Source organism: Micromonospora sp. NPDC020750 (assembly GCF_044334565.1).
Classification (GTDB): Bacteria; Actinomycetota; Actinomycetes; order Mycobacteriales; family Micromonosporaceae; genus Micromonospora.
On sequence record NZ_JBIRTH010000005.1, the window covers coordinates 558,787 to 571,976 of the forward strand.

Annotated in this window: 7 protein-coding genes and 3 pseudogenes; 7 read left to right on the plus strand and 3 right to left on the minus strand. The window is 66.0% G+C overall.

All coding sequences use genetic code 11. The features are described 5' to 3' along the window. Positions 1–339: 339 nt before the first annotated feature. From ACH4T9_RS18875 to ACH4T9_RS18905, 7 genes and pseudogenes are all read left to right on the plus strand, one after another. Positions 340–1,848 carry a hypothetical protein gene (locus ACH4T9_RS18875; protein WP_396672150.1) on the plus strand — a complete coding sequence of 503 codons (1,509 nt, stop codon included), beginning with the start codon at positions 340–342 and terminating at the stop codon, positions 1,846–1,848. A 56-nt stretch (positions 1,849–1,904) separates the two neighbouring features. Continuing rightward, positions 1,905–4,325, plus strand: coding sequence for a hypothetical protein (locus ACH4T9_RS18880; RefSeq protein WP_396672149.1), 2,421 nt, complete (start codon positions 1,905–1,907; stop codon positions 4,323–4,325). A gap of 152 nt (positions 4,326–4,477) precedes the next feature. Continuing rightward, positions 4,478–5,648: pseudogene (locus ACH4T9_RS18885) on the plus strand (IS3 family transposase). Positions 5,649–6,583: 935 nt separating this feature from the next. Then, a complete protein-coding gene (locus ACH4T9_RS18890) occupies positions 6,584–7,222 on the plus strand; it encodes a helix-turn-helix domain-containing protein (protein ID WP_396672148.1) in 639 nt (212 codons plus the stop codon). 706 nt (positions 7,223–7,928) lie between these two features. Beyond that, positions 7,929–8,390, plus strand: a pseudogene (locus tag ACH4T9_RS18895) (restriction endonuclease); the annotation flags it as partial. Positions 8,391–8,745: 355 nt separating this feature from the next. Beyond that, positions 8,746–9,318: pseudogene (locus tag ACH4T9_RS18900) on the plus strand (tyrosine-type recombinase/integrase); the annotation flags it as partial. A gap of 356 nt (positions 9,319–9,674) precedes the next feature. After that, complete coding sequence (locus ACH4T9_RS18905) at positions 9,675–9,848, plus strand: hypothetical protein (protein WP_396672147.1); 174 nt, start codon at positions 9,675–9,677, stop codon at positions 9,846–9,848. 547 nt (positions 9,849–10,395) lie between these two features. On the opposite strand, the gene ACH4T9_RS18910 is transcribed toward ACH4T9_RS18905, so the two are convergent. Genes ACH4T9_RS18910 through ACH4T9_RS18920 form a run of 3 tightly spaced genes read right to left on the minus strand, consistent with a single transcriptional unit; the run spans position 10,396 to position 12,957 of the window. Further along, positions 10,396–11,292, minus strand: coding sequence for a hypothetical protein (locus ACH4T9_RS18910; RefSeq protein ID WP_396672146.1), 897 nt, complete (start codon positions 11,290–11,292; stop codon positions 10,396–10,398). Between the two features lie 16 nt (positions 11,293–11,308). Beyond that, positions 11,309–12,115 carry a hypothetical protein gene (locus ACH4T9_RS18915; RefSeq protein WP_396672145.1) on the minus strand — a complete coding sequence of 269 codons (807 nt, stop codon included), beginning with the start codon at positions 12,113–12,115 and terminating at the stop codon, positions 11,309–11,311. After that, on the minus strand, positions 12,115–12,957 hold the full coding sequence (locus ACH4T9_RS18920) for a sigma-70 family RNA polymerase sigma factor (RefSeq protein WP_396672144.1): 843 nt from the start codon (positions 12,955–12,957) through the stop codon (positions 12,115–12,117). The genes ACH4T9_RS18915 and ACH4T9_RS18920 overlap by 1 nt, the downstream gene beginning before the upstream one ends. Positions 12,958–13,190: the final 233 nt, after the last annotated feature.

Genomic DNA, 13,190 nt, shown 5'->3' on the forward strand with positions numbered 1-13,190 from the left:
CGCCACGGTCATGACGGATCAGTCGTGAGGGCGGGGATGGGTCTTCTCGGGCGGCATGCCGCCCGCCGTACGGTCCTACCCGCCTGCATCCCGCCATCAGAGACATGGGGAAGACACAACGCCGGCCGCACAGGGCGTTCACGCCTCAGCTCCGGACGGAGATCGTTGAGGTGTCCAGCTGGTTGACCTCGACATTTACTTAGCCCTGTCCAGCAAGTGGTCGTTACGGACCTAGAAAATTCTGTCTGCTATCCGTCACTGGGCTGGCCATACCCGGATGGTCTGCTTGCGTAGCGCGGTGCACCTCTTCGACCATCCGACGAGTTTCGGGAAACGCTGGTGACCGCGATGCTGGGCCCGGCCTGGACAGTCAAGCCAGACACCCCTGAGGACACCGGTCGTCAACCCCTCGCCGTCGAGACCGTGATCGGGACACACGCCGCGACGCTGATCCCTGGCGTCATCACCACCACATCCCACGCCCGCTACCTGGCTCTGCACGCTCGCCTCGCGATCGAGGCACAGCGGCGCGGTTGGACCGACAAGACCGACCTGGATCGGTTCCACGCTGTGGTCCGCCGGGCCGAGGTCGTGCTGGGCGCGGTTTCCGTAGCGCACGGTGACTCGGACGAAAGCCACCAGCTTCGGGCGGGCTCCTTCGGAGTGCACGGGGTGAACACGATCAGACCGGCACTGCACCGGCAGCAAGCCATCGACGTCGGCCAGGTGGCCGACGCGTACAGCCGGGTACGAGGCGGCTACCTGCAGACGTACTCGGGGATTGAAGCGGTGCTCGGCCTCACCGACGGGACACGGCTTCCCCAGCCCGGGCCGGCCGCCGGCGCCGACCAGCTCGCCACCCTCGACGAGGTAGTGAGCCTTGCGGAACGGGATACGCCGCTCTCCCTGGCGGACCTGAACGCCCTCCGCCACTTGTGCGTATGCGCCATCGGCGATGCCCCCGACGGCACGTGTATACGCGACGCCTACTTCGCCGACCCGGGCTCCTCCGGTGCCGCCAGAACCCATCGCCGCAGCGCCGCCCTACTGGTGGGCGCACTCACCGGGGATCAGGTCGACGGTGAATCGGTCGACATGTCCATGGACCGCTGGTGCTGCTTCCGACCAGGGTTGTCGGAGCTCATGAGCGATGACCTGCACACTCATGCCCTTGTCTGGCGTGGCGCACTGCTGCGCAACTGGTCGGTCTGGGCATGGCGACTCATCTGGGCGCGGTTAGTGTCGCCGCTGTCGGGCACCGGTACCCTCGAGCACGCGATCGCCGAGTTCGTCCGCGATCTTCCGGACGCAACCGTCCGGGAGGCGCTCATCGACGGCCTTCCTCCGGTGGCCGATGACGTCGGCACCCCGCTTCCGGTCGAGCACAACCTGTACGACGAGGCACTGGACAGCAATCACTGGACGGTGCTCGGCATGCTGCAGCTGATCGCCGTCGGCGCCAAACGCCTGGACCACCTCGACCCGGTCACCCGGGACGCCTTCACTGGTGAGGTCTCCGACGACCTGGGACCCGGCTACGTGGTCGCCTGGCTGGCCCGCGACGCCGACCGTCGGCTGACGGATGCCGTCACCGACCTCGCGGGCGCGCTGTTCCATCGGGCCGAGTCGGTGAGTCGGCAGAAGATGCAGTGGACCCGGTACGGCCTGCGCCTGCCCACGCGGCTGCGCCGCGTCGGAGACCGGTGGCGCCTAGAGGGCCAGGAGGGGCGGGGTGCCGTTTCCCTGCGGCTGCCCACCTTCACCAACGTCATGCAGCAACTGGGTGTGCTCGCGCACGACGGCGACACCTGGCAACCCGGCCGACACGCCACAGAGGTGGTCTCGTGACGGCGTGGGAGGAACTGCGGGGAGCCGCGCCGCCCGCACTGCTGCGCGGCCGACCCGTGGCCGACGCCGAGGAGGTCCTTGTCCTCACGTACACCTGTGACCTCTCCTTCTTCGAGGACGTCTGCCTGCGGGAGGCGCAGGCCGTCCGAGCCCGTACGACCGTCCTGTACGACGCCGACCGCCTCACACAAGGGCCTCGCCGCGACGACTATTTGGCCCTGCCGGTGGTCTGCCGGGCGGGCGGTGCCTTCCACCCGAAGCTCGTGGTGATCGCCTCCGAGGCGGATGCCGTGGTGGCCATCGGCTCCGGCAATGCCACCCCGTCAGGCTGGCACCACAACGCCGAGGTCTGGACGATGCTGCGTAGCGTCGATTCGACGGTGCCGCAGATGTTCCACGAACTCGCTGCCTGGCTACGGCGACTGCCCACTGCGGTCTGGATGGAGGACCTCGGCCGGGAACGTCTCGACCGCGTCGCGGACATTCTTACCTGCCGACCGGCGGAACATGGGCCCGGCCAGCCCGTACTCGTGACGACAGCGACGCGTCCGATCATCGAGCAACTCCCGGTGCCGAATACACCGGTCACGTCATTGGCTGTCACCGCCCCGTTCTTCGACCCGCGGGCGGAGGCACTACGCCGGCTGGTCGACCGCTTCGGACCCACCGCACTGAACCTCATGCTCACCCGGGACGTCCAGTGCGACCCGGATGCTCTCGCGAAAGTGGTCAAGCAGGCGACGACGGGGGTGGTCACCACTCCAAAAAGCAGCCGCTACCACCACGCGAAGATCGTGGAGTGGACAACGGCCGATCAGTCATGGGCGCTCACCGGCAGCGCCAACTGCAGCATGGCCGCCCTGGTCAAGACTATGGCCACGGGTGGGAACTGCGAGCTCGGTCTAGTGACCGGGACGCAGGACCCGTTGATCCCCGCCGTGCCCGTGCAGGAGATCGATCTGGCGCGGCCGGAGGGCCTGCACGTACGGGAACCCGGCGAACGGGTCCCCTCGGGGGGCGTCCTCCGCGTGCTCGGAGTCCGGGTGAACGCCGAACGGGTGGAGGCCACCGCCCTCACCGATGGCAGCCAGGCCCCGGCATGGCTCGAGGTCGACGGACTGCGACTTGGCCACGAGCGCAGCGACGGCCGGCTCCACCTGTACGCGGGTGTCCCGGCTCCCGACTGGTCCATCGGGATCGGCGGAACCGCCACCGTGTGCGTGGCTACGGACACCGGTGCCGAAATCCGGGACGTCGTGGTGACCGACGTGGCCGCAGCGCTGTCGCGCATCGACCGACCATCCCCGTTGGAACACGCATCGCTGCACATCGTCATCGTCGACCAGGCGCACCTGGCTGCGCTATTCGAGGCGCTCAACCATCTCTCCACGGTCCGCCCGGATCGGATCGCGACCCCGCCCGGCACCAGTCGGCGGCGCCAGATGGAAGGTCGCATCACCGCAGCCGTCGGGCCTGCCCTGCTGCGTTTCGCTCTGGGTGTGGACCGGAACCTGCCAACGCCCGCAGACGATGACATTCTCGACGGCCCAGACGACGAGGACGACGGTTCGCGGCCAGCACGGCAGGACGAGCCCAGGACGACGGGAAAGGCCTCACCAGTCCGGCCGGACACCGTCGCGACGATCCTGGACGCGCTCACGGCAGGTCAGCGCACCCGCCTACGTCGTGAGATCGCGGCATTGGTAGACACGTCGCAGGGGTGGCCGCTACCGGCGAAGCTGGCCGTCAGCAGGCTGGTCCTGACCCTGGTCGCCGGCGGCCTGTGGGCGGACCCGGCCGACTGGTCCGAACTGCTCAACTGGCTGGTGCTGCAACTCTGGATGACCGACCAGGAGGAGAGTCTGAACGACGAGCACGCGGCCCTCGCCACGATCGGGCTTGTGGCGTTACGCAGTGGTCTCGACCGCCAGGCCAAGCCGGACAGCGAGCTCGCCGAGCAGTTCGAGGAGCTACGGCAGGCGTACGCGGAGTGGACCGACTGGCTCGCCGCAGTACCGGAGGAGACCGTCCGGAGGTACGCGACCGGCCTGAGCGGACACACCCTTGGCGTGCTGTTCGGGCAGACCGACTTCGTGGCCGAGCTCAGCTGGATCCTAGGCCGGTCGGCGTTGCAAGACGCGGTGGACCGACTCACCGATGCCCGACTCGACAGCGGTTGCGTCGTCCGCGTCCCGGCCGGCCGAACCACCCGCCTTGCGGTCCTTGCTGCCCTGGACGGCCTGCGTGACTTCCCCGACACCCAGGTCGCTTCCGACGCAGCGCCAGCGGTACACGGTTGGTGGAACGGCCGCCGTCTACTCCTAGCCACCCGGACCGGTGCGACCTGGCGGGCCGAGATGTGGTCGCACCTGATGACCGGAATCGCCGCCTACTCGCGTGGCACACCGCTGCCCCCGCCGGGCCGGCGCTGGACGGTATCGGGGCCGGACGATGCCTTCACCTCGACTGGACTCTGACCCCGGGCGGCTATCCGAAGCGGTCAGCCAGCTTCGTCAGCTTGGTGACGTACGCCGGCCAGTCATAGTCGTTGGGGATGTTGGGGGTCTGCTGCACCGGTAGGTGACACCTGAGATGGCTTGCCCTGGTGGCGGGCTGGAATGATGTTGCTGTGCCTAAGCCCTACCCTCGTGAGTTCCGCGATGACGTCGTGCGGGTGGCTCGTGACCGTGACCCGAGCGTGACGGTCGATCAGATCGCGAAGGACTTCGGAGTCCACCCGATGACGTTGTTCAAGTGGTTGCGCCAGGCTGACGTTGACGCGGGGACCAGACCGGGTGTCAGCGGCAGCGAGTCAGCCGAGTTGCGCGAGGCCCGCAAGCGGATCCGGTTGCTAGAGCAGGAGAACGAGGTCCTGCGTCGGGCCGCGGCGTATCTGTCGCAGGCGAACCTGCCGGGAAAAGGCTCTACCCGCTCGTGAGCGAGCTGGCCGCCGACGGTATCCCCGTGGCGGTGACGTGCCGGGTGTTGAACATCGCTCGTCAGCCCTACTACCGGTGGCTCGCCCAGCCTGTCGGCGACGCCGAAGTCGTTGCCGCTTACCGCGCGAACGCCTTGGTGGACGCCCATCGCGGCGATCCGGAGTTCGGGTACCGGTTCCTGGTTGACGAGGCCCGGCACGCTGGGCATCCGATGGCCGATCGAACCTTGTGGCGGATCTGCTCGGGTAACGGCTGGTGGAGCGCGTTCGGCAAGAAGAAGCGCCGTGGCAAGGGCGGCAACAGGTAGGCCCACCGGTGCATGACGATCTCGTGCGCCGGGACTTCACCGCGCAGCGGCCCAACCAGCTGTGGCTGGCCGACATCACCGAGCACCACACCGCCGAGGGCAAGCTCTACCTGTGCGCGGTCAAGGACGTCTGGTCGAGGCGGATCGTCGGCTACTCCATCGACTCACGGATGAAGTCCCGGCTGGCCGTCAACGCGTTGCACAACGCCGTAGCCCGACGCGGCCCGGTGGCCGGCTGCGTGCTGCACACCGACCGCGGGTCCCAGTTTCGCAGCCGGAAACTCATCCGCGCCCTCAACCAGCATCACATGATCGGGTCGATGGGCAGAGTCGGCGCCGCCGGCGACAACGCCGCCATGGAATCGTTCTTCGGCCTGCTGCAGAACAACGTCCTCGACCGGCGAACCTGGACCACCCGCCAGCAACTCAGGACCGCGAGCGTGACCTGGATCGAACGGACCTACCACCGCCGCAGACGACAGCGATCCCTGTCCCGGTTGACCCCCATCGAGTACGAGACCATCATGACCCCACCGGCCAGCCAGGCCGCGTGACTGAAACTGTCACCTACCGGTGCAGCAGAGCCGCGTTCGCGCCCGAAAGCACGTGAATCCAACTCAGGATGGCTCGCCCAAGCCGCTGCGGCGTTTGACGTCGAGTTGATGGCAGTGGAGATCTCTACCGTACTGCGGGAGGAGATTCTCGGAGCCCAGCAGCGGCAGCCCATGGTCAACGCAGATTTCGCCGCAGACGACTTGACGACTTCCACCGACGCAGACCTGTGACATCCTGGCGCACGGCATTGACCCTCGCGCTCCCGCAGACATAGCTGGCGCAATCAGCCGTGGCGCTTCGATAATCCGGGTCGATCATCGCGTCTGCCCGTGACAGAGTGTCACGGGCAGACCCGATGATCGATTAGTCGGTAGCCCAGCCACGCCGGCAACGATGCCGACAGAGGTGGCCCCGCCGTCCGGTAGGGGTGATGACCATAGGCCGACTCGGGTTCGGTCTGCATACTCGCCGGCGGCGGCATAGTAGGCTGGCCATCCGTTCGCGGTGACGCAGCCACTCGCGCCACCACTGCAAGCGATCACGGGATTCCTGCGGCAGAAGAGCCGCCGCAACGGCAGCGCCCACGCTACCTATGGCCACCGGTGGTACAACAAGCAGGATCGCCCGCAACGTAGATGCCTGTGGGAGGGCGATTGCTGAGGCTCCGATGCTTGCGATAGCGAGAGCAGCCCAACGCAATGATCTTCCAACTGACAGAGGGGTGCGTGACCGTCCTGCGGGTGCAGTGGCGGCCAGCCGCCTGTTTCGCCTGCCAACCATGGCCTGACGCCTGCTCAACCATCCTCCTCATGAGTTCAAGCCGATCCGGGATGATCGGCTCGAGCCCATAGTGTTCCTTGACGGAGCATAGAGCAACGATTATGCTCCGATTGTTCGAAATCGGAGCACCGAAGAGAGATGGAGCAGTTGAGCAGTGGCTACGGACGGACCTGCCAACCCCACCGGACAGATCGTCAAGCGACTGAGACGTGGGCGAGGATGGACCGCCCAACAGCTCGCAGACGAATGCGCGCGTGCTGGGATGCCGTCGCTGACAAGGGGCACCATCGCCAAGATTGAATCAGGAATCCGAAAGTCTATAGCTTCTGAGGAGTTGGTCGCTCTGGCGCAAGCACTCGGGGTGGCGCTCACGGAGCTTGTGAGCCTCGGCGGAGGTAGACCCTTAGCCTCCCGCATGGGAAGGCCAGGCTCGGGGGCCGGGCAAGGCGTCGTCGTTGTCTCCGTTGGCGGGAAGTCCATTCGAGAGAGTGTCGAAGCCTCGTTATCTGAGCTGTCTCTGGGAGATGCAGAATTTGTCGGCCAGTTCGTGCACGAGGGATATGTTGGGCCAGATGACTTCCAAAAGCTAGCCGCGACAATTCGTGATCAAGTTCGTCGTTGGCCGGAGGCCCGTGTCTCTCGTCTTAATCTCTTCTATAAGGGCCCAGTGGCCCTGGGGCCTCTACTAGGCGCCCTTCTTGGGACCATGAGTCTCGCTGTATACCACTTGGAAAATGGCCAACGCAGTCAGGCCTATATCATTGATCGCAAGTTTCTTCTGTCTACCAGTTAGGTAAGAAGGAGGGAAAGTTGCCAGGTTGGCTTAAATAGGCCCTCTGTTGCGCGAGCAACGGATGCAAATCGGGTGAATTGCCGGAAAGTCCGGGGACGGATAACCGGCAGCCAAGGCTGACATGTAGGAACAGGATTCTGAGTGGTCAGCAAGGTTCAGAGACTAGGATCCGAGCGAAAGCGGTAATGATCCCACGAGCTCCCGACATCTCCTTGAGATGATGAGATAGTCCGTCCTACCGACATAATCTGATACTTGCGAAACGGTAGAAGCTAGGGATAAAGAGCCCCGGCGTTAACAGAGAAACGGCTCGAGTGAAAGCCTGGCAGCTTCATCGGGGATGCCCATGATCCATGGGCATCCCCGACACTTGTTCGCTGTTCCGCCCGTAGCATCGACCACGCACAACTTGTGTCCGCGTCCGCTGGTCTACGGCGGTGAGCCGGTCAAGAAGCTCGCGTCCGGCCGAGTTCGGAGCGACGCGATAGGTAGGGTTCGCTTCATGGCCGAGGAGACGCCCGTCCCGACCCAGCTGCTTGCCGTCCTCAACGTTGGCGGTCAGCAGGCCCTTGCCGATGCCATCGGCGACCTGGTACTCACATGGCTCACGGAGCATGGCTGGGCCAAAAGCCTCGGGCAGGTCTCGTTCGCGACCTACCAGGACTTCCACCACCTGGCTCCGGCTGAATGGCCAGTCGCCGCGATCATGCTGAACGGCGACAACCGGGTCGAGGACCTCGTCTGCGCGGAAGGCGAACACGGTTTTTGGGATTATACGGCGATCTATCGCACGGTGTTCAAACACTTCGGCCGCCATCCCGAGCACTTTGGCGATTTTGAGTGGCGCGGGTTCGAGGAGTTGTGCGCGTCCGTGTTCATGGCCCAGGGCTACACCACCGAGCTAGGCAAGGGCCGCAATGACGGTGGCGTCGACATGCGCCTGACCGCGCATCCCGTCTTTGGCCAGCAGTTGACCGTCGTGCAAGTGAAGCGTCAAAAGAAGAAGATTGAACTCAACCTGGTCCAAGGGATCCTCGGAGCGGCACATGGAGAGGGCGCTGACCGCAGTCTTTTCGTCACCTCCAGCAGTTTCCTTCCTGGCGTCGAGACATGGGCCCGCGCCCAGGGTAGCTCGATCCCGCTCGAACTTGCCGACAGACAGAAGCTCACCGAATGGTGCCGCGAGATTCCGCCCAAGCACGACTGGCTCCAGCAGCAGGCAGCATCATGGAGCCTCGGCGCGGCGAAAGTCGTCGTCGCATCTGTCGGCGTCGGGATGATCAATTCGGCCTGGGCGGCTGTCATCGCGGAGACACCCCTCGCCGCCCGCCTCATCCCGCTCGATGCTCATTACGTTCGGCTGCCCGCCGACCCTATGCGGGGCACGGAGACCCCCGAGATATCCCGCCTCCTGCCGGAGGCAGACCGATCTTTCACCGCTCGCCGCCGCTGCGACGAATACATGGGCGACGACGGGCGCTTCTACAAGGTGTGGGATGGGCAGCCTCGGTACTTCGACGACGCGGTTCCCCGGTTGGGGAGACGTGGCAATCTTCGCCGCGTGCACAGCCGCACGGATCGGCGAGGTCTCCGGCGTCCGCGCAGAGGACATCGACCGGGAAACGTGGATGTGGACCGTCCGCCGACAGACCACGCCCGGCCCCGGTGGCCTGATCGACAAGGGCACCAAGGGAAAGCGCGCACGCTTGGTCCCGCTGATCGAAGAGGTACGACCGATCATCGCCCGCCGCCTGGACTCGGTCGCCGAGCCGCACTCCCGACTGTTCACCGGGCCGCGTGGCGGGCGGATCAGCACGGCCGTGCTGCGGGACGCGACGCACTGGGATGAGGTGGTGACGAAGCTCGGTTACGAGCACCTGCGCCGGCACGACCTGCGGCATACCGGGCTGACGTGGATGGCCGATGCCGGGGTTCCGGTGCACGTCCTGCGGAAGATCGCCGGCCACGGGTCACTGACCACGACACAGCGGTACCTACACCCCGATCGGCAGTCGATCACCGATGCCGGAACGGCGCTCAGCGCCCACTTGAAGGCCCGCCGGTCCCCAAGTGGTCCCCAGCTACGCGCCGTCTAGATCAGCAAATCCCTACTGTTCCAGTACGAATTAGAGGCCGTTGACCAGGGAAAATATCCCGGTCGACGGCCTCTTTTCGTGCTGTCGGGACGGCCGGATTCGAACCGACGACCCCTTGACCCCCAGGCAACCAACACGACCCCGCCACCTGCTGCTTCACATGCTTCCATCTCCTGTGGCGGTCCCCCGCCGTGCATCCTCGTCCACCGGCGTCCGTCGCGATCGTCACCCAGATAGTCACTCAGTTGGTCCCCCACGCGATGCTCGATAAGCCAGAGCGCCAGACCCCCCGCACGCCGCCGAGGCCGCCTTCGGCAGAATATTGATCAACCAGTCCTGCTGATCACGGGAGTGTCATGGCCAGTGCCGAAGATGAACCGGGCGACACACGGAACGCGTTCAAGAGCCTGTTGGCGATCGGCAGTCTCAGCGGCATCGCTCTGGTCGCCATCGTGGCACTCATTGTTCTCCTGTGCTGCGCTCCCTGCCTCTGGTATCGGTCCCTCTCGCCAGACCTGCCCTTCAACTGAATCCGTCCGGCCGGCACGTCAAGCGAACCTTGACGCACGGACGGACGCTGCCGAAGCAGCCGGAGTCGGTGTCGGCTCTCGTGTCACGGACCACGCCCCCGGCGGACACCGCCACAGTGGCGCAGTTGACCTAACCTAGCCCAGCACGGACCCGGCTCCCGGGGTCGGAGCTGGCCACCGGCGGCCACCCCTCCCCCTCCCAGGTGAGGGGTTGACCTGACCCTGAGCGGCTGCGAAGCCGGCTCCTGGGCGACCGGCATGCCGCTGCGCGGACGCCGCCCCCATGCCTGGGGCTTGCCGCGCGGACCTGGCACGCGCCCTCCCTGCGCCGCGCTGCCGGGCGCGGCGCGGCCGGCTGCCGGCGACGGACCTCCACCACTCTCGACTCTCCCGTCTGCGGCGGCCCCTCCGGGCTCCCCGCTCTCCGCGCCAGCCGCCGGGCGTGTTGCGTGGCCGGAGTCGGAGCGCCAGCGGAGCGACGGACGCGCGCCCAGGCGGCGGCGCGTGCGGCCCGTTCAGGGCCGCCTTGAAGACGTACAGAAAGTTCTCACCACCATGCCGGCAGCCGGCGGAACTTGTTGCGGCGGTGGCGCTGGATCCCATCGGGATGGTGCTCGAAGACCGGCAGGTCTGGCAGGTGCAGCGATGGCGCTTGGACCGTCACGGCCTCAAGCACGTCCTTGCCAGATACGTCGAATCGAGCCGGAAACCGGACCGCCGCCGACTGAGGCCACAGGGGCCGCCAACGAGTCGGATCCCGGAATGGAGAGGGCACGCCCCAACCGTCGACCAAGTAGACAAGGAACGACAGCCCACGGAATGTAAGGCAGCTCCACAGGACGTTTCGAACCTCGCCTTGATCCCAAGGTCTGTCGAACCTACGCACCTGCACCGAAGCCTGCTTGACGTTGAAGTCCAGCTCGCCGGCATGCCGGCCGAGCCACACCTTGCACTCTGGAGGAGGAAGGACCTGCTGGCGCAGATGGGTGTAGCTCTCAGTGCGATCCACTTTCGTGCCAGCGCTCAGTTCTCGCATCAGGGCTGTCTTCACTGCCCAGGTAGCAAGCCTCGCCGCCTCGTCAGGCGACACGACTGCACTCCAGCCTCCCGCAGCAGCTTCCATGAGGGCGAGCACCAAGGGCTTCGTCCGCATCTCAAGCTGGCTCATCCATCCGTTGTTGCAGGAGCCACATACCTCGCGAGCCTTCAACGTCAGCACGGACCCTAGGCGCTCCGTCACGATGGTCGGCTGTTCGGTGAACGTCTCTGCATCGGTCTGAGCGAACCCTGCTTCGTGGTGCCAACGACGGGTCGTGTCTCCCTGAGTCGCAAAGGGGTGCAGCCACTGCGGCCAGACGTGTTCCTTCGAGAAGCCATGCGTGCTTCCGCAGAAGACGCACGCACGTTGCTTCTTCGGCGTGCCCCGTGCCTTCTTCGTCGGCAACTCTCCCCCGCCCCACTTATGCGGCAAAGACGGCGGTGGCGTCGTCACTGCGCTTGTTGCGCGCCCACCTCATGCAGGACGGGTCGGCGGCCTCGATGGCGCGGACTCGGCTGATCAGCTCGGTCGGGCCGTCTTGGGCTAGGACGTCGAGCACGTCGGGCCAGTCAAGCAGACCGAACAGGGCGACCAAACGTGCTGCTCCGTCGGTCAGCACGGCGACTCGCCGGACGCTGTCGAGTGGCACTTCTCCGGTGATCGCGTGTCGAGCGGCGAACGGGTCCGCCGCTGCCACCCAGTACCCGCCGGGCTGGTTACGAGCGGCCAGCTCGGCGTGCTTCATCCGCAGCAGTGCCGCCTGTTTCTCGGCCGATCCGAACGGGTGCCGGTCGGCCTCGTCACGTTCTGCGCGGGCGGTCTTGTCCACTCGGTCATCGGTGACGACCTGGATGCCGTCGACAGTGTCGATCAGTACCGTCACGTCACCCAGAACGACGTACTCCAACGCCGTGTCTTTGAGTCGCAGTACTGCCGTGGCGGCCGATGGTGTCCCTGGGTGGCTGAGGTCGCAGGTGTCACGGTGCTGGTCGGCGGTGAACCGGATGCCGTACATCAGCGCGTTGACCAACTCCGAGTCGCGGTCGGCAGCTAGGCCGGCGAGAGCAGAGCCGAGCTTTGCGGCGTACCAGGCGATGCCGTGGACACAGCCGGTGCCGGTGCGGGCCGTGGCACCGTCGAGAACCACGATCAGGTTCTCGCTGGCCATGGCCCAGTCCTCGTTGGGCGACTTCGGGTTGCCTGCCTCCGAGGCGGTCGAGACGCGCATCAGGCCACGCCTTCGCTGCGGTAGATCGGCGTCAACGCGTCGACCTTCTTCACGGCACGCTTCCTCAGGTCGTAGGTGCAGGCCACCAGCAGAGAGAACCGCCGGTTCTTCACCTCGCGGTACAGCTCGTCCAGGTGGTCTTCCAGGTACTGCGCGACCCCAAGGGTGCCCATGGCGTGGATGCCGGCGAGGTAGAGGAAGGTGCCACGCCCATCAGGTCGGGGAAGCCGGCCCAGGTATCCATAGTCGACCGGCTCGCCGCTGTCCGACGGAGAGCGGAACTCCTCGCCGGTCTGTCGGTTCACGAGATAGACGCCGTCGTCATCGCTGCCAAAGCCCAGCTTCGGATCGGACGCAAGCACCTGCCCGACGAACGGCAGAATCCGAGGACTGCCGACCACGACCAGGTTGGTGCGGTTCAGGTCGACCATGCCCGGCGGTGGCACCACCTCGTACTCGGTCTTCAAGCCGACTCCCCGAGCGAGGTTGGACAGCTTCTCGTACGCGGCCAGCATCTCGGCCGAGACGACCGCGTACGGGTTCGCCTTGCCCGCCTCGAACTTGCCGCCAACCGCGACGGTGAGCGGGCCACTGCCCAGCATCGCTCGTTCCGGTCGGGGTCCCGACGACAAGAGCTGCCCGACGCGGGCGCGTGTCATACCGACGACATGAGCGATCTGCGCGTGCGTCATTCCCTGCGACACCATCTCGTCCAACGCCTCACGGCGTAGCCGAGACAGTTCGTTGACGGCCGCCTGGTGCTCATCGATTAAGTCGCTGGCCTTGCGTGCTCTGTCGCTCGGATCCTGGATGTCAGCCAGGCCGTGCGGGCTGAACTCCACGGTCCCTCCGATCCGGTGCGCTGGACGTTCAACGCACCTTATCGCAGGATGGGGCTTGACCCAAGCAAGGGGGCTTGCGTAACCTCGGCCACACATCGATGCGCAACCCCCCTTTACAAGGGATACGGGGAGCGCAAAGAGGCCCCGACGGGATTGCGGCCCGTCGAGGCCAAGTGCATCGGCCCTCTGCGAAAGGAATCACGATGCCTGCTCAGCGTACCCATGTCCCTGCG